16 protein-coding genes are annotated in these 19,046 nt (G+C 34.1%); all 16 read right to left on the bottom strand.

The genetic code is table 11. The annotated features are described in order from the left end of the window. Window positions 1-22: 22 nt before the first annotated feature. The 16 genes from F0919_RS14705 to lhgO all read right to left on the bottom strand — a co-directional run bounded on the left by F0919_RS14705 (window position 23) and on the right by lhgO (window position 19,045). Window positions 23-1,060 (bottom strand): polysaccharide biosynthesis protein, encoded by a 1,038-nt coding sequence (locus F0919_RS14705; protein ID WP_150033524.1) that lies wholly within the window; start codon window positions 1,058-1,060, stop codon window positions 23-25. A 3-nt stretch (window positions 1,061-1,063) separates the two neighbouring features. Next, window positions 1,064-2,194 carry a glycosyltransferase gene (locus F0919_RS14700; protein ID WP_150033523.1) on the bottom strand — a complete coding sequence of 377 codons (1,131 nt, stop codon included), beginning with the start codon at window positions 2,192-2,194 and terminating at the stop codon, window positions 1,064-1,066. Between the two features lie 42 nt (window positions 2,195-2,236). Then, on the bottom strand, window positions 2,237-3,292 hold the full coding sequence (locus F0919_RS14695; RefSeq protein WP_150033522.1) for a glycosyltransferase family 4 protein: 1,056 nt from the start codon (window positions 3,290-3,292) through the stop codon (window positions 2,237-2,239). A gap of 41 nt (window positions 3,293-3,333) precedes the next feature. Next, window positions 3,334-4,401, bottom strand: a complete 1,068-nt coding sequence (locus tag F0919_RS14690; RefSeq protein WP_190277401.1) for an EpsG family protein — start codon at window positions 4,399-4,401, stop codon at window positions 3,334-3,336. Window positions 4,402-4,434: 33 nt separating this feature from the next. After that, the gene (locus F0919_RS14685) at window positions 4,435-5,436 is read right to left on the bottom strand and encodes a CgeB family protein (RefSeq protein WP_150033520.1); all 1,002 of its coding nucleotides are present in this window, start codon (window positions 5,434-5,436) and stop codon (window positions 4,435-4,437) included. 71 nt (window positions 5,437-5,507) lie between these two features. Continuing rightward, the gene (locus F0919_RS14680) at window positions 5,508-6,782 is read right to left on the bottom strand and encodes a glycosyltransferase (protein WP_150033519.1); all 1,275 of its coding nucleotides are present in this window, start codon (window positions 6,780-6,782) and stop codon (window positions 5,508-5,510) included. 21 nt (window positions 6,783-6,803) lie between these two features. Continuing rightward, the gene (gene asnB / locus F0919_RS14675; RefSeq protein ID WP_150033518.1) at window positions 6,804-8,669 is read right to left on the bottom strand and encodes an asparagine synthase (glutamine-hydrolyzing); all 1,866 of its coding nucleotides are present in this window, start codon (window positions 8,667-8,669) and stop codon (window positions 6,804-6,806) included. Between the two features lie 18 nt (window positions 8,670-8,687). Further along, the gene (locus tag F0919_RS14670) at window positions 8,688-9,833 is read right to left on the bottom strand and encodes a glycosyltransferase (protein ID WP_150033517.1); all 1,146 of its coding nucleotides are present in this window, start codon (window positions 9,831-9,833) and stop codon (window positions 8,688-8,690) included. A 35-nt stretch (window positions 9,834-9,868) separates the two neighbouring features. After that, a complete protein-coding gene (locus tag F0919_RS14665; protein ID WP_150033516.1) occupies window positions 9,869-11,326 on the bottom strand; it encodes a lipopolysaccharide biosynthesis protein in 1,458 nt (485 codons plus the stop codon). 14 nt (window positions 11,327-11,340) lie between these two features. Continuing rightward, window positions 11,341-12,417: a glycosyltransferase gene (locus tag F0919_RS14660; protein WP_150033515.1), complete on the bottom strand. Its 1,077-nt coding sequence runs from the start codon at window positions 12,415-12,417 to the stop codon at window positions 11,341-11,343. A gap of 22 nt (window positions 12,418-12,439) precedes the next feature. After that, window positions 12,440-13,366, bottom strand: coding sequence for a UDP-3-O-(3-hydroxymyristoyl)glucosamine N-acyltransferase (locus F0919_RS14655; RefSeq protein ID WP_150033514.1), 927 nt, complete (start codon window positions 13,364-13,366; stop codon window positions 12,440-12,442). A 46-nt stretch (window positions 13,367-13,412) separates the two neighbouring features. Then, window positions 13,413-14,159, bottom strand: coding sequence for a polysaccharide deacetylase family protein (locus tag F0919_RS14650; protein ID WP_150033513.1), 747 nt, complete (start codon window positions 14,157-14,159; stop codon window positions 13,413-13,415). Next, window positions 14,149-15,039, bottom strand: coding sequence for a class I SAM-dependent methyltransferase (locus F0919_RS14645; RefSeq protein ID WP_150033512.1), 891 nt, complete (start codon window positions 15,037-15,039; stop codon window positions 14,149-14,151). The genes F0919_RS14650 and F0919_RS14645 overlap by 11 nt, the downstream gene beginning before the upstream one ends. A 12-nt stretch (window positions 15,040-15,051) precedes the next feature. Then, window positions 15,052-15,903 (bottom strand): NAD-dependent epimerase/dehydratase family protein, encoded by an 852-nt coding sequence (locus tag F0919_RS14640; RefSeq protein WP_150033511.1) that lies wholly within the window; start codon window positions 15,901-15,903, stop codon window positions 15,052-15,054. Next, a complete protein-coding gene (gene asnB / locus F0919_RS14635) occupies window positions 15,904-17,793 on the bottom strand; it encodes an asparagine synthase (glutamine-hydrolyzing) (protein WP_150033510.1) in 1,890 nt (629 codons plus the stop codon). 55 nt (window positions 17,794-17,848) lie between these two features. Continuing rightward, entirely contained in the window at window positions 17,849-19,045 is a 1,197-nt protein-coding gene (lhgO, locus tag F0919_RS14630) for an L-2-hydroxyglutarate oxidase (RefSeq protein WP_150033509.1), read from the bottom strand. Between the last annotated feature and the right edge of the window lies 1 nt (window position 19,046).

The raw sequence follows: 19,046 nt of genomic DNA, 5'->3' as shown, positions 1-19,046 counted from the left end.
CTTTACAGAATAAAATTGTTACTTAAAATGAATCATAGGTAATTGCTTCACCGAATATTTGCTTTCTGATAATAGGAAGTTCTTTAAGCAGCTCTTTAACCTGATTTACATTTAAGCGTTCTGTATTATGTGAGTGAAAATCTTCGACAGTTGCCATTTCGGCTTCCCCTTCGGAAAAATATTGGTTATAATTCAAATCCCTGTTATCGGCAGGAATTCTATAAAACTTGCCAAGATCTTCGGCCTTTGTCATTTCTTCACGTGTACAAAGTGTTTCATATAGCTTTTCTCCATGCCTCGTACCAATTATTTTAATTTCATTCGAAGTATTGCTTAAGGCTAAAATAGCATTGGCAAGGTCGCCGATTGTAGCCGCAGGTGCCTTATGTACAAACAAATCGCCCTGCTTGCCATTTTCAAAAGCAAAAAGCACCAAATCAACAGCTTCTTCCAATGACATCAAAAACCGTGTCATATTGGGATCTGTTATTGTTAATGGTTCTCCTTTTTTGATTTGATCTAAAAACAGTGGTATGACCGAACCTCTGGAGGCCATTACATTTCCATAACGGGTAAGGCAAACGGTTGTGGCATCTTCTTTAAGATTTCTGGATGAAGCAATAGCTACCTTTTCCATTAATGCTTTAGAAATGCCCATTGCGTTAATCGGATAGGCAGCTTTATCGGTGCTAAGGCAAATAACTTTTTTTACATTGTTGGCAATAGCTGCATCAATGGTATTTTGCGTACCAAAAACATTGGTTTTGGTGGCTTCCATCGGAAAAAATTCACAAGAGGGAACCTGTTTTAATGCGGCGGCATGAAAAACATAATCGACACCTCTCATTGCCATTTCAACGCTATTATAATCTCTTACATCACCAATATAGAATTTCAGTTTCGGATTGTTCATTGCAATCCTCATATCATGTTGTTTCTTCTCGTCCCTGCTAAAAATTCTGATTTCGCTGAAATGGTCGGTATGTAAAAATCGCTGAAGCACCGCGTTCCCAAAGGAACCTGTCCCTCCCGTTATAAGCAATATTTTGTTTTGTAACATCTTTTATGTCTTTATCAAGAATTCAGTCAGCTGAAGCATGTTTTGCCAACCTTCTTCTGATATCCTGATTTTTTGGGGATATGTTTTCTTTAATTCTAAAACCTCGTATATCTTGTTTTTCCAATCATCGGTGTCCTTTGTCTTTGCATACCTTACATTGTCATAGCTTTTCAAAACTTCTCTTGAATAAGGTTCATCAGCCACCAGAATGGGCAGCCCACAACCTGCACTTTCTATCAAAGGAAGTCCGATAGTTTCAATATAACTTGGAAAAATCAACGCATCTAAACTCGTGTAATAGTAATATACCTGTCTGAGCGATAGCGCACCCAAAAATACAAAATTTGAATAAAGTTCATTGATTATAATAAGCTGCTGCGCTTCTTTGCTTAATTCATCGAAGGATATTGTGAAATAACATCGTATGTTTCCAAGCTTGTTTTCCTTTTTGATTGCAGCAAAAGCTTTTATTATTTCAATGTGATTTTTATAAATGAAAGATGTGGCCGGATAAAAAAAGTTGAATGTAGACGGCTCAATGGCATCAAAATCCTCAACATGAATTTCATTAACATCGACTATATCAATTTCCGGAGAAAACACATGCACCTTTTCAGGATTATGGGTATTGAATTTCTTCAGAAATGCTTGCTTCATCCATTTCGTCTGGACAACAACATGCGTGTATTTGAAAAGATAAAGCCCAATGAAAAATGAATAAATATTTTTATACCTCCACAAGTTACGTTGTCCTTTTTTAAATGGATTCCATTGATGTTTTGTAAAAGGGATGCTCTGTTGTAAATATATAATTTGCGGAATACCCGGAAAACGGACACCTGTATTTTGAAACGATAATAGGAGATCAGGCCTTATATTGTTTTTAGAAGCCCATTGTTTCATACCTGCCGAATCCCAATAAATGCGTTGTAGAAAATTAAAAATGGGCATTTCTACCGAAATGATTTCCGGAGATAAGTAATCTTTAAGTCCAATGCTATTAAATACAAAAACCCTTGTATCGGGTAAAGGGTGTTCGGTATAAGCTTTAAGAAACTGTAATAATATAGTGTGCCCACCACCCGGTTGTATGGCAGTGGCATTGATAAAGATATTGTATTTAAATTGACCCATTTATATGAATACTGCAATCAGATTGAAGGAGGAAGAACGAAATTAAAGAATTGTTTCATACAAATTCTTAACTTGTTGCAAAATAATACCATTAGCATATTTATTATCATAATACAAACGATACGCCATTCCACTCATAAATTTTGGTTGTTGCAGTTTTGCCACTATGGATTCAGTAGTATTGTCAAATATATAATCGTTATTAATGATTACTTCCGGCATTGCACATACATCCGAAGCATATACCGGTTTATTAAACAAATAACCTTCTATAATCGGAAGTCCAAACCCTTCGCCATATTGAGCCAGGGTAAGCACTAAATCCGTTTGTTTATATAATGTCTTAAGTTGTGCATCAGAAACAAACCCAAGAAATTCCAGATTTTTAATGCCTTTTCTGATTACTTCATTTTTATAAAATTCTAATAGAGGCCCTTTACCAGCAACAGTAAATTGATGCGTTTTCTTCAACTTTTGTGCAACAGCCAATAGTAAATCGAATCGGGCTCTCTCTTCTATACTGCGTACAGATAGTACGTTAATTATTTTATTTTCAATATCATCAAGAGGAAGATTTGGCCTAAGCTCGTCCATAACTACATCCTGTTCCATAAATGAAGTGTTTGGAATAATGCAATAATTGCTTTTATTTCCAAAAAGACTCATTTTTTTGGTAAATACCGAAATGAAATGAACGATTCCTGCTCTTCGATAATTTACTTTTTCAATTAAATAAAAGGCAAATAATTTAAATAAGCCGGCTCCTTCACTCTTAGCCTGATAAAAAAGTCCGTCGTGAACAGAAAAAATATCCGTTTTACCCAGGTAACAAAAACTCATTAGCGGATTATGCGAATGAATTATTGTGTCAGGAGATTTAATTCTTTTTAAAATTTTATTAATGGCAAAAAAAAGAGTGAATGAATTTTTGAGAGAGATGCAAATGTATTTCTCATGTTTATATGATGTGTTGCTGCTTCCCCAATGGAGGTAATAGATTTTTTTAAAAGGCACAGACTTGATTTGAATATCAATGACATTCTCTATTCCCCTTTTGTGAGCTTTAAAGGACCCGTTTCCAAAGTAAATGATATTCATAGTTTACGACTCGCGTCTAATAATTCGAAATTTTCAATCTTCTACTCTTTCTCGAATACACTTTTATAAGGTATAAACAAGTCAGGATATGACTTGATAGACTGGAAAAAGAATACTATAGCAAATAGGCAAAGCGCAAATAAAACTATGTTTTTTATTTTCTTGTCTTTTATGATAGAAAGCTGTAAGGAAAGTAATATAGGTTCCATGCTATTAAAGTATAAACTCCCACGGCTTACCATTACCAACAAACTTTTAAAAAATAAAAAATAAAAAGCTACACCAAAAAGATATCCATTTAAAAAATAGTTATAGTATTTATATTTTTCTACAATTTTTTTTCTTGTAAGCAAGAATATAGATGGCAATAGAATTTTCTTTACTATCCCCATTGTTGATACCTGCGCCCTTGACAGTTCGCTTTCGGCACTTTTAATATAAGCATCAACTTTTTCCGCATTATGTTCACTTATTCCTGCTAAAGAAGAAAATATAACAAACGGTAACTTCGTCTGGCCTATAATAAAACAAGCACCAATAACAGTTATAATTATTGCAATCGGAATACTAATGTTTAGAAATAAAAAGATTAGGAAAAGCAAAGCTGAAGCATGAAAGAAAAAGGCAAGGATGACTAATCCAATAAATTTTAGTTTATTACCTTCTATTAAACTTTTCAACCCTGAAAGGCATATTACCAGTGCTAAAAGTTGCCTGTGGGATCCTGTAATACCTATATTAAGACCAAAATATAACAATATGCATAACAAAACATAAGGGGTAGAAAATTTAAAAAACCTAAACAAAAGCGTGAAAAACGTACCTTCTATGATAAATAACAAAAAAGTATAGTTATTATAAATATTTTTTGCGAAAATATTCAACAACCAGAAGCCTTTTTCAAAGATCGGCGGTCCGTTATAAAACTCTTCCCAGTTAGCAAATCTTTCAAAAAAACTTAAGTAAGGTTTCCAGTCAGTCCCCATATCCCATCGAAGCGCCATCATCCCTACTATCAGTAGCCATGTAATTGGAATGAAAAAAATATCTACCGTTTTCTTTTTAAAATATTCCTGAATATTTACTTCAATAATTGCAAAAAAAGACAACGTGAATATAACAAAGAAGTATATGAACATCGCTTAAATACTATTTATCATTTCAAATATATATTTCATGCGATGTTCATAAGTATGATTATTATGAAAATGCTGCATTTGAGTCTTAGCAATATTGTATCGTTCTTGCGGGTGTGTCAGATAATATTTTACTTTTTCAATAGCTTCATCAATAGTTACAAAAGTTACTTTCTCTACATCTATTGCTGAATATTCTTTCAGTACAGCTCTATAATCACAAAGTTGAAATCCTCCAATGCCGTTTATTTCAAAAAACTTTGCATTAGCAGATTCTATTTCGGCATAATGAAAGTTGTTAAAAATAATTTTAGAACCATATAAAACCTCCGCTTTTCTATTACCTGTTATATATTCATTCCTGAAATTCTTTGTTATTTCCGGTAAAGGAAATCTTTTGTCCGGCACACCAAATAAAGAAACATTTACTCCGGCTTTAATTAATTCGCTTACCATTTTTGCACGATAAGGATACATAGTACCAAAAGCTGTTACATCAATATCAATCTCTTTTTCTATTTCTTCTCTGTTTCTATCTAATGGCTTATGCACTCTTGCGTTTAGTGCTTCGGGCAAATAAAAAGCATTTAGTTTCATTTTATCTCTCATAAAATGAACAATATAATGGTCCTTTGTAAAAAAGGCGTCATAAGGCGATGCAAATACTTGCTGATGTTCAAACGTAGTAAGTGCATCAGGATTTATATGTATTGCCTTTACATTTGATAAATTTTCCTTTATAGCTCTTATGCAATCAGGATGTATAAATCGATAAGTAGCAATTACCAAATCGGGCTTTTGTTCAATTACCTTATCAGCTATTCTTTTAAATATTTGGGCATCGTATTTCGGAAAGAGTCTTACGGCCCAGTAGTTGTAGCGATAAGGAAGTCTGATTACATCTTTAATATCAATATGAAAAACTTCGTGACCAAGAAAAGTCAACGAATCATTAATATGATATTCCAAACTGTCATAATCTTTACTTCCGATTAAAGCTATCTTCATGTGTTGTTTTACTTAGTTTTGTACATCAACCTGAGCAAAGGTAGTTGCTTTTGCTTGTTGTCAGAAATGTATCATAGTGTATCCAGTAAAGCAGCCATTTCTTTTGTTTGATTTTCGCGGGAATACTTAAGTGTTTCCTCGAAATTGAAATCATATTTTATCTTTCCATCTTTTTGAATTTGCTCAACTAAAGAAGACAATAACTCTTCTGCTTCTTTAGAAGAGTTTGCAAAAAAGCCTTGCCCGGATGCAGTCAATAATTTTTCAACAACATCTCCATCGCCAGGGCAACAGATTACCGGCTTTTGGGAAGCAAAATAATCAAAGATTTTACTGGTGGCTACTCCTTTATATTTTTTGCTATGAGAAACCAATAATAACATATCGGCATTATTTATCTCATTAATTAATTCAAGTTTGCTGACTCTTTTGGAAATGTAATAATGTTTTTCATATCCTTTTAGATGCTTTGATATGGTCTCGCAGGATTCGATAGAATTACCGGCACCAATAAATCTGACTTCTATATCAACATGTTTGGCTGAGTCAATAAAACTCTTAAATCCATCCAAGAATATTTCTATTTTCTGATTAACATACAGAGTCCCGTTATATACAATAACTATTTTCCCGCTTGATTTTTTAAAATGATAAAGCTTTAGTTCAGATTCAAAAAACCCATTGTATATTGTCTTATATGGCAACCCTACGAGCTCAGAAATTCGCCTCGAATAATGATCCGAAACGGATGTGACATATTTTGCAGTCCCAACCCATTTTTTCTCAGCATCTGACTCGAGCCATAATCTTAATTTTACAGCTATTCGAGATTCAGGCGTATAACCTTCGTTAAATTCCATTGTAGTCCAGGCATCTCTATAATCGGCAATCCAGTTAACTCCGTACTTTTTATTAAGGTAATAGCCAATATAATACAATTGATAAGGGTCTGATATTATAATAGCCTTTTTTATACCGGGGTTTTCTTTCATCACAATTTTAGAAACTCTGAAAATCTTTTTATATTCCTGAAAAGCCCAAATGCCTTTTGTCCAAAGTACTTTATCTATCAAGTTATATACTTTGCGTATAACTCCGAATTTTTTTTCAAAAGCTTTATTTATTCTTTTAGTAATGCTTTCTCTATGACTGACTTTAAATATCTTAATTCCATTGTAATCTTCGATAATATAATCTTGTTCCGACTGAGTTCCAGACCAATTTAAGGTTAGCAAAACTGGTTCATATCCTGATTGACGTAAATTATTGACAAACCCTTTCGTTCTATACATGCCTGTTGTGCTGTTTGGAGGCCAAAGAGTTGCAATTATTAAAACTTTTTCCATAATTCCTAAAGCAAAATTTGACTATCCAAAGATTTTAGCTGCCATATAATATTTCCAATCCTGATCCTGGCCGTCTGCAGCATCTGCTGCTTTTATAGGTTGATTTAAGACTGAAGATTCAAGTATATTTTGTTCAACCAATACTTTTTTTGCTTCTCTAATGTTATCTTGAATTTCCTGTTGTTCCATCCACTTTTTTTGAGGAGGCTCATAACCGATTTTGTCAATCCTCCATGTTATTTCAGATGGCAAAATAGGCTCAAATGCCTTTCTCATTATATACTTCGTCCAACCTTCATTTATTTTATATTGAATTGGAAGACTATATACAAACTCTACAAATTGATGATTTAGAAATGGTAAACGTACTTCCAACGAATGTGCCATTGAATTGCGATCGGCATATCTGAGCAGTTCCTGCAAGCTACCATTCAGTAATGAATGATAAAGCGATTTATTAAGATTCTTAAATGATGGAGATGGAATAACAGATTGTCTTTTATTTGCTTCAAAAAAATCCTTGTTGATAACGGTTCCATTTGCTTTTAATCTGCTCTTCCACCTTCCCAAAACTTCATAAAAACCGGGCATAGCATTACGAACCTGGGATTTCAGGTCATTTTTATGAAGGACATTTATTGTGTTTGTTTTGTGAAGATTTTGGTAAGCATTAAACTGCTCTTTGAATAAAGTTCTATTACCCCGGATTTCATTAAAAAACGGGACAAAATAACCATAATAGCCAGCCAACACCTCATCCGCCCCTTGTCCATCCAATAAAACAGTAACATCCTTTTCTTTGGCAAGCTTGTAAACTTCAAATTGCGCCATTATACTTGAAGAACCAAAAGGCTCTTCCTGATGATAAAAAACACGGTCCAATTCCTGCAACATTTTTTCAGCATCCGGATAGGTAAAGTATCCATCTGCCTTAGTCTGTTCTATTACCAAATTTTGATAAAATGCCTCATCTTTTGCAAATCCCGGAAATTGCGCTGAAAAGGTTTTTTGATGAATCATTTTATCTTTATTCAATCGATCTATTGCGCACACTACGGCTGAACTATCCAAACCTCCGGAAAGGCTACTCCCTACGGGAACATCCGATCTTAGTCTTCGTGAAACAGAAGTAAAAAACAGTTCATTAAACTTTTCAATAGCATTCTTCTCAGATATTTGAGTTCGAACAGAAAGATCGATATCCCAATAGCGTTGCTTTTTTAAATCCAATGTTTTTACATCTATAAGGATATAATGTGATTGTTCAAGCCTGTATATATCTTCATAGAATGTTTGAGCCTGATTATCCGGATTATATAAAGCGCCAAACTGTATATAGTTATAAAGAGTGGGATTATGAATATTTTTCTTAACGCCGCCCTTCCAAAGAGATTTCATTTCCGAACCGAAAATAAAATATTGACCGGGCTGATAACTATAATGAAAGGGCTTTTCACCAAAACGATCTCTGGCGCAAAATACTTTTTGTTCTTGTGAATCGTAGATTACAAAAGCAAACATGCCGTCTAATTGTTGTAAACAATTGACTCCTTCTTTATCATATAAAGCCATCAGCACTTCAGTATCCGATTGTGTTCTGAATTGATAACCTTGTTTAATAAGCGTTTCTTTTATTTCTATATAATTATAAATTTCTCCGTTAAATATAATTGAATATCTGCCAAGATAATGCATAGGCTGATCAGCCTCATGGCTCAGGTCTATTATAGATAATCGTCTGTGACCTAACCCAACATTGCCTTCTGAAGAAATCCAATGTCCTTCGCCATCAGGGCCCCGATGCGAAATCACATCTGTCATGGCTTTCAATTTTTGTATTGAAATTTGTTTGGGATCTTTACTTATAACTCCGGCAATTCCACACATTTTGTAAATAATTTTGAACTAAAATGATTTAAAAGCAATTAACAACTGCTGATTATAGCATTCTGCCGACAGTTTCCCGGCACTACTATGTGCATTTTCTTTAAACTTATTAATTTTATCTGCATTAAGTCCTACAGTAGCTGTACGAAAATCGGCTGCCGAAAACCCTTGAGTTATATAACCCAAATCGTATTGTTCTACAATTTTCTTCATTTCAATTGACGGACTTATAAGAATTGCAAGTCTGGCTTGTATAAACTCAAATAACTTATTGGGCAAAGCAACCTTATAATTAAAGTTATTAGGTGGAAGATTAAAAACGCCAACATCATATTGATTCAAAAAAGGCACAATCTGATTGAAAGGCACGGGAGAAACTATACGAACATTTGAGGATTCTATGACTCTTTTTTCTAATTCTTTATGATAGTTTTTATCCGTATCAACAAGCATTAAATCGAGTTGGTAACCAGAACCCAACCCTTCAACTGCCTCTATCATTATTTCCAATCTTCTCTCTCTTATTGAACTTCCATGATGTATCATTCTTATTGGGTTCCCAGCTTCTGTTTTTATTACTTTTATATTTTCGTAAAAAGATGCTGCATTAGGGATCACAATAGAATCCTTATTATACACTTCAATACATTTATTTCTAATACTATCGCAAACATTAATCAACAAATCTGCTTCATGTAAATATTTATCATAGAGTTTATCATAATATTTTCCCATAGTTTCCATCCATCCTGGTCTGTCTTCAAACTCTAACGGATAATATTCATGCGCATTAAGAGTAACCTTAAATCCCAATTTGCTTTTCAATGTTTTCAAATAAACTAACCAATCAGGCTCATGAATAATTACAATATCAGGTTGTTCTTTTTTAAGTATCTTTTTAAGTTTCAGATATAGGAAGGGAAGTAAATAAATGGTAGGTTTTCTTTTTACAGCAAGTATTAATTTACGGAGCACTTTATCGAAAAACGGGACTTCCAATTCTTTATTAAAATCATAAGTTCTAATATCAGAATCTACCAGTTTCCCCTCTCCATAAACTGTAACTTCAAAATCACTTTTTAAAGCTGCTATTTCTCTAATAACTCTTGGGGCAGAGGCGAGACTTCTATTGGTAATGATTAGTATTTTAGCTTTTGTCAACATTAAAATTTACGTCTAATTTTTTACTGTAGTTACTCTTAATTATTCTTTGCCTTTAGCTTTTCTAATATTAGTATCAAATATTTCCTGGAGATTGCTCCAAGAAGACCAAAGTACATAATAAATACGACAAGTTTAATTAATAACGCATAACCGAATGTAACTTTTGCAATACAATAACTTGTTAATATTCCAATACTTATAGCAAGCAGAAGCATAAGGATCACAGGGCCAAAACGATATGGGATAGGATATAACTTTTGCGCACGATAAAATATAAAAATCGGCACTATAACTTGTCCTAATACTGTAGCAATTGCAGAACCTTCTTTTCCCCAATAAGGAATTAAAACTATATCGAATATAACGGTAATAATAGCGGCTATAAAAATGCCAATAGCATAAGACTTTGTATCCTTTGCTATATTTGTTCCTATGGATGCAATATAGGAAAATGCTGTTAATACTACACTTATGCTCAAAATAGCAGCCACATTTGCCGAACTGTAATACATTGGGCTGGTAAGCAATCTAAGTGCTTCGGGTGAAAAAAGGAACATCCCTAATATTACAATACTACTAATGACACCAAAAATATAAAAAACTTCAGCGTAGGTTTTTGGGGCATCCGGGTCATCTATAATAGAATAAGCAAATGGTCCCCATGCTTGTTGGAAAGCTCCTGTAATTAATGCCACGCCTGAAGCCAATGACGCTCCGATAGCAAATAATCCTACTTCGATTTTATCTTTAAACCATAAAATAAAATAAGCATCTGTCGCATTCAGCACCCAATAAGCTAAGGCAGCAGGTATAAGAGGCGAAGAGAAACGCAGCATTTCAATTAATCTTTTGCGACTAAAGTAACGAGGTAAAAGCCATCGTTTCATTTGATACAATGCAACAAAACTAAATATTGCGCCAGATAATAATAATGCATAAAAGACCCCTAAGAGCCCTATTTTCATTTTTACAACAAAAAGTAATGTAAATCCTATTGTAGTTATTGATTGGGTAAGGGTAAAAGTTACAGTAGCCACAGGACGGTTATGCAACCTAAACCAATTTATGATCATTGTGGGCAATATATTGAATATAAGAGTAACGGCAGGCAGCAACCAAAGGGGAAATACAATTGATAGCGGCAATTTTAATAAATGTTTTGATGCAAGTGGAGTAGCTGCAATCAAAAGAACAATGAAAATGCAGGATGTTACAAATTGAAACCAAAACCATGATGCAAAAGTAGTTTTTCTGTCACTTTCATCTGTAGTATCATAATACCATCTTGCGCAAGCAGAATCCAAGGCAAAGACTGCGAACATACCAACAAGTCCAAATGTTGTGTTTATAATATTTAACGTTCCATAGTCTTCAGGCGAAAATATATGGGTATATATAGGAACGAGAAAAACGGTAATTAATCTGGTTATTATTCCTGAGACACCATATATAAGGCTATCCTTGGCTAAAGATTTAACTCTTTTAATTGACATAAATTCAAACCGGATTAATTACCTTTTGAAGTGAACGTATTCTTATATATTTCAATCATCTCTAAAGCAACTTTATCCACATTATGGTACTTTTCAGCAAATTGCCTGCTCTTTATTCCAATTTCATAGCGTAGCTTAGAATCAGTAATAAGTTTAATAAGTTGTTCCTTTAAATTATCAGGGCTTGAATTCACGATCGGACATTCTTTCGGCATTCCTGCTTCAAATGTTTCAGGCATAATGTAACACATAACCGGTTTTCCTAATGACATCGCCTCCATTGCGGCGGTACCATAGCTGCCTACAATAATCTGATCTATAAAAATGTCTGCACCCGCCATAATCTCCAACACTTCATTTCGGGGCAAATCATTTAACAGTTTAAAATCAAATGAATATTTAGCTTGCAATTCTTTGATTACTTCAAAAATAATATTTGATCCTTTAGCTACCAATGCTGTAGGGGAATGAATAATAAGAGGTCTTTGTTTTTCAACGCTGGGATAATCAGGCACAAAATCGAATACATTTATCCTGTAGAAAAGAGGAATTGTTTTTTTAAATATTTTTTTTTCCAAATACAAACTCATTTCAGGAAAAGCGACAGGTATAGCATTATAATGAGCAAACAGGGTTTGCATTTTTATTGATCGCTCCTCACTTTCATATTCTTTATACTCATAGCCGTTTTGCCAGGCATGATTAAAAAACTTGTTTATAGTACTTAAAAATTTCGGTTTACGAATATCACTCCCAACCCATTCCACAAAGATTAACTTTCCCTTTTTATGTGCGTATTTTAAGTCTGATCCATTATCAAATACAGGTCCCCAGGTATATTGGAGTACATCAGCCCAATCAATCCATTTTCTAATCAGCTTTCTATATTTATATTTATGTACCAACCATTTTATAGGTTTTCGTCTTGAAATAGATGGTGGTTGTATATGTATTACATTTTCAGAAACAGACTGATATTTGTTTATGTTTTTTGTAAGTGCCTTTGCATGCACCCCTTCTATTTTATTCATTGCCTCCATAGTGATGGCTGGCATTGATGCAATATTCTCAGGTAAAAATAAAACGTTCATTATAAAGTGGATAGAATATCTTTTAGTCTTGCCTTTTTAGATTTTTTATAAATTGCTCATGAGGAATGGCAAAGTTTCCGGTTACTTTCTCATTAAAAGCTACATTCTTTGTAACAACAGCACCAATTGTAATAAAACCCTTATTTTCAATTTTAATATTGGAAGATATACTCGAATTAGGTCCAATCCAGACATCATCACCAATATCAACAGAACCGGAAATCATACAAGCTGCCGGCAAGAGACATCTGTTGCCAATTTTCACATTATGCGCCACATGAACAAGGTTATCTAATTTAACATCATTACCTAATATAGTATTTCCTAAAGTGCCGCGATCAATAGAACAATTCGCACCAATTTCTACATTATCCCCTATAATGACTCCTCCAATATGAGGAAAACGCTCCAGGTTTCCTTCTTCATTCTCAGAATATCCGAATCCACTTGAGCCAATTGTAACACCTGCATTTATTACCACTTGATTTCCTATAATTACATCATCGTAAATAAATACGTTTCCAAATATAACTGCATTCTCACCGATAACACTTTTTCCAATAACAGTATTAGGACCTATATAAGCATTTTTACCAATAACTGCTTCGTTATGAATTACGGCAGTAGCGTGAATGGATGGTAGAATTTTATGTTCAAATAAGGCAGAAACTATTCTTAAAAAACTAAGTCTTGGATTCTTTACCCTAATAAAACACTTTAACTTCTTCTCCGCATCATCATAAATAACAAAATCATTATCACAGATTATTACACGGGCTTTAGTATTCTTAATTAAGTCCTCTTTGTCTGCTCTTTGAGAAGAAATCCAGGCTAATGATGTTTCATTGGCCTCGTCTATTGGTTTTACATTGTTGAATATTATAGTTTCATTTCCTTCAACAATGCATTCTTTGACTATTGGCTTGATATCTTCTACTGTAAAATTCATTAAGAACAAATATTTATTTATAAAAAAAATCTAACGATAAAACACATTACTTATCTTTTAACTTAATTTCTACGGCACCACCAAAAGCTCCTTCTGTTTCCAGAATTTGATTCTGCATCAAATTAAAATTATTAATGAGCGTTTTTTTCCAAACGGTCCTTGTATTATAGTTCTTTTCAAACACCCACCACATCGGGTGAATCAGAAGTTGGATTTTATCAACAGTTTGTTCTTTGAATGTGTCAAATGGATGATCATTTCTCCAGTTTTTATTAGAATCTGAAACGTAATGAATATCCTTAAATAAAGGCTTATCGTAAGTGTGTATAATGTTTTTAAGCTGAATTTTATTTTGCAAAATGCGTTCCGAAGGTTGGTGAAAAGAAACTATGTTTGTATTAATGCCAAAGTTCGAATTAAGTATATCCAACTCACGTTCAATTTGATTTTGCAAAGGTTCCGGTCTTTCACAAGCAAAATTCTCATCAAAATGCAATGCAATATGATGGTCAAGTTTAATTATTCTCTCAACCAGCTTCTGATTAAATCTACTAAATAAGTTATAAACAGGTGAACGCAACATGAAGAAGTAAGTTGCTCTTACTCCCAGGCTATTTTCAATTTCGGCAAGCTTAAACGCGGCTGTAACATCTGCATCAATATCGTGTCTTAAATAACATATTTTGTCAAGATTTTCTTGATATATATTCTCAAAGCTACAGAATTGATATCCGGAATCTAAAGCTTGCTTTAATAAGGTTTCATAACCTTGTAAAGTAAAATCATTTTTCATCTGTTTTTTTTCCTTTTACAGTAATACCATAATGATCAACACATTCATGATTAATAACAAGGCCACTTTGATTAAACCAGTCTCTGACTTCTTCGATGGTGTGCCTTGTACAATCAATAGGATGATACCAATCGTAATTAATTACTGAGTTTTCATTAAATGTATATGCATCATTCCAGAAAAGCTTTGCAAAAAAATGATAGAGAAATCTTTGAATATCATATTCGCCTGCTTCAATCTGCAAAAGATCGACAGCGGGCACTTTTATATTTAATTTAAGCTCTGACAGCACTTTACCTAATTCAGTTAGTTGATCGCAATGTTTTATAGCTTCCTCATAGCTCAAATCGGCAATTCTATCACGTATATAATCATCTACAAATTCGCGTACCGGAGCCTTTTGCTTATAGACATAAATTGCAATTTCTCCACCTGGTTCTAAAATCTGCACTAAATTTTCGAACCCTTTTAATGCATTACCTGTATGATGCAATACTTCCTGACAATATATAAAATCAAATTTGCCAAGATCTTCCAGGTTATCAAGCAAATTTTTTGAATAGAAATGAACATTTTTTTCATCAGACAAATTTTCTTGTGCAACATCGGCCGCAGTTAAATCAATGCCCACAATTTCTGTTGTTTCCGGGTTCGAATATTTTCGCAGGAGAGCAGTTACTCTGCCATTTCCACAACCACCATCAAGAATTCTTTTTTTGTCAGACAAATAATTAACCAAGCCTTGTTCATCTTTAAATCCATTGCGACCAACAATCCAATTGAAAACTTCTGATTGCGGGTCAGATGTAGTTTTGAAAGCCAATTGTGCGTTTTTATGCCATTTATCACTAAAACTGCGCGAAGTATTATTTGATTCCATATTTGCTAAATATTAAATTATTGATTTTATACCTTCTTCAACTGTCACAGTTGGTGCATGCAAGACATCTTTCATTTTTTGAATATCTCCAAGAATACTTTTTACAGGCTTATCGTCTTCATAAATAAAATTTGGTTCTCGTTGGGTTAATCTTCCGATTAATTCACCGATCCTCTTTATTGTCATTGATTCCGGCCCCGCTATATTTATTTTATGGCTTCCTTTTATATCAATAGCATCTTTTATTGCTTTTACAGCATCAGAAACATGAATAGGATTTATTTTTATTCCTTCCTTCCCCTGCAATATTATAGGTTTCCCTGTTTTAACGGAATCGACAAGCCTTGGTATTAACATACTTTGATCTTGTCCATTACCATATACAAAGAAAAATCGTAGTTGAACAATGTCTAAAAGATTTGCATAATTATCCAAAATAAGTTCACTGCTATATTTAGAAGTAAGATAGAAACCTTGATTCTGCGGATAGGTTATTGCATCAGATTCTATAAAAGCTACATCACCTGTCCCATAAATGCCACCTGATGATGCATAAATAAATTTCTTTACTCCGGTCTTGTGAGCAAAATCAATTAATTTTAAAGTGCTTAGTGTATTTGTGTAAAATATATCTGTAGCTGTTTCAGGGAATTGCCTGAATTTTCTGCTCTGAGCTAAATGGATTATAGCATCTATATCATTTGGCAATAATGCAATATCCCATTCTTTAGAAAGGTCAATATTTATATTGTTTTCGCTTATTATTGATTGCGAAATGGTATAAATAATATTATCTTGTTGCAGCAGTTGTATTAAATGAGTTCCCACTAATCCGCCTGCCCCTGTTATTAATATTTTTTTCATCTAAACACTTTCATTATTAAGAAATATTCTGCACCACCATTCAAAGTTCATAAAGCTCCATATAAGTAATCGGTGATTAATGCGTTGATTAGTATGTTCATTTATTATTTTCTCCATGTATTTTGGGTTAATAAATTCAGAACTCACCGTTTTTTTATTCAATAAAAGCTCTTTCACATAATCAGCATTTTCTCCTCTGTACCAACTTTCATCGGGTGCACTAAATCCTTGTTTTTTACGATTAATGATTTGTTCGGGCAAAAAGTTACCCATTGCTTTTCTCAATACATTTTTACCGTCATCGAATTCTCTATAAGCATTTACCTTATTACCGGCTTTATTCTCATCCATCCGCTTCATATTTTCCAGATTACCCAGCTTATGCCTGATAGGGATCTTCTGTGCAAAATTAACCAATTCATTATCCAGAAAAGGGAAACGTTCTTCCAGGCCATGCGCCATTGATAACTTGTCGCCTACTAAAAGTAAGCCGGATAAAAAAGTTTTAATTTCAAAATAAAGAGAATTATTTATATGCTGCTCAGGCGTATCATAATTCAGATTTGAATTAAAAGTAAACACCTTCTCAAATATTCTTCTTGGTTCGCCCACATCTACCTTTCCTGCAATGACATCTGTAAACAACTCTTTCCTCTGCTCATCCGGCACCAGGCGTTGCCAGAATCCATAATATTGATCAAAGAAATCTTTTTGATTAAGGGATTGAAATACCCTGTAATAACGCCAGGGATATCCGCCAAACAATTCGTCTCCTCCGGTTCCTTGTAAGCACACTTTAACAAATTTGGAAGCTAAACCACTAATATAGTAATTGGGATAACTCATTCCCACCCGGAGGTCCTCCAAATGCCACACTAACTTCGGTAATGACCATCGAAGATCTCCGGCATTAATGACCTGCTCATAGTGCTCTGTTTTAAAATAGCTGGCCATAAGCTCTGCATCCCTACGTTCATCGTAATTTGCCTCTACGCCAGTAACTGTGCTCATGTCAAAGCCACAGGTAAACGTGTATAATCGCGGTACATGCTGGCTTGCAACCGAGGCTATAGATCCGGAATCCATTCCTCCAGACAAATAACTTCCAACAGGAACGTCTGCTACCATTTGCTTGGCAACAGCCTTTTTAAAAAGACGCATGGTTTCTTCTTTTGCATCTTCAAAAGTCAATGAATCATCCGGTTGCGTGAAATCATAATTCCACCAACTTTGATGTTTGATATCTGTTGTTTCTAAATTTATTTTTACAGTATTGGCAGCCGGCAACATTTTTACTCCATCAAATAGTGTATTAAAACTAAACATATTCTGGAAAGTAAAATATTCGTTTAACGCAGAATAATTGAGTTGTACCTGATATTTAGGATGAGCAATAATGCCTTTAATTTCTGATGCAAATAGCAAAGTGCCATTTTTGAAATGGTAATAGAGTGGCTTTACCCCAAACCTGTCTCTGCTTAACCATAAAGTCTGAGATGGTTTGTGCCAGGCAGCTACAGCAAACATACCGTCCAGGCGGTGCATGAAATCCATTCCATATTCACTTATTCCTTCTGCTAATACTTCTGTATCTGATGTGGAAATAAATTCATGCCCTTTATTTCTTAATTCCAGTTTAAGTTCAAGATAATTATAAATACATCCATTAAAAATAATTACCCATTCTCCATTTTTAGAGGCCATAGGTTGAGCGCCTTTAGGAGATGTGTCGAGAATCGCTAAACGTCTATGACCCAAAGCCATGTATTCATCGATATAAGTTCCTTCTCCATCAGGCCCGCGATGAGCAAGAGCATTTGTCATCAGAATAATTTCCTGATGCGATACTGGCTGTCTGTTAATATTTAATATTCCGGCTATACCACACATTCTTTTGAATCTTTTATATTAGCACTGTTCGCTCGGTGGATTATATTAAAGAATATTATTTTATGTATTCTTCAATTATATAATCGGCAATGGCAAGAGAAGCTGTAGCACCAGGTGAAGGAGCATTTAATACATGAACTTGTTTTCCTTTCCTGACCACATTAAAATCCATAATCAATTTGCCTTTTGCATCCATAGCTTGTGCTCTTACACCTGCAGAGCCTTTTTCAAAATCATTTTCAGATATATCAGGAACTAACTTTCTTGCTTTTTTTAAAAATGCTTTAACAAACAGGGAGCTGTTTAATTCACCCATTGAAAATGAAAAGTTTTTAAAAATAAAATTTCCAAAACCTTTATAGGTTATTGCATCAAGCGTTTCGTTTAGTGAGAAATCCCTATTGGTATACCCTTCTCGTTTAAATGCAAAAACCGCATTGGGTCCAACTTCTTTTCTTCCATCCATCATCCGGGTAAAATGAATACCCAGGAAAGGATATTCAGGATCCGGAACCGGATAAATAAGATGATTTACCAGTTTCTCCGCTTCAGGTTTTAGCATCATATATTCTCCCCTGAATGGTATAATTCTTAATGGTCTTTTCTCTCCGGTAAATGTTGAGAATACTTTATCGGAATATAAACCTGCACAGTTCACTAAAAGATCAAATTGCCAGGTCTCACCATTTTTACTTTTAACAACAATGCCATCATTACGTTCCTCGACTTTCCGGATTTCAGTATTAAGAAAAATACTGCCGTTAGATTCCAGAATCAATGAAGAAAGTTGTTGCATTACAGCCTTATAATCAACGATGCCTTCTTCGGGAACCAATAATGCTTTATGAGCTTTTACAAAAGGTTCTCTTATTGCAAGCTCTTCTTTGGTCAGGTATTTTAATTCAGAAAGCCCATTTGCTTTTCCTCTGGCATATAAATTATTTAAAAACCCTTCTTCCCTTGCATCAGAGGCCACAACTACTTTTCCACAAATTTCATGAGGAATTTCATGGTCACGGCAAAAAGCGGTCATTTGTTTAATTCCCGAAACAGCTAATTTAGCTTTTAAAGATCCCGGCTCATAATAAAGACCACAATGGAGTACGCCACTGTTTCTACCAGATTGATGTTTACCAAGCTGAGGTTCTTTTTCGAATAAAGTAACCTTCGAATTTGGGTATTGTTTTTGCAATTTATAGGCAATGGCCAATCCCACAATACCTCCGCCTACTATTCCTATTGAATGATACATT

The sequence above is a fragment of the Taibaiella lutea genome (assembly GCF_008629695.1).
In the GTDB taxonomy this organism is placed as follows: Bacteria; Bacteroidota; Bacteroidia; order Chitinophagales; family Chitinophagaceae; genus Taibaiella; species Taibaiella lutea.
Note: the sequence above shows the minus strand (reverse complement) of the source record. Positions and strands in the feature narration are given on the sequence as shown.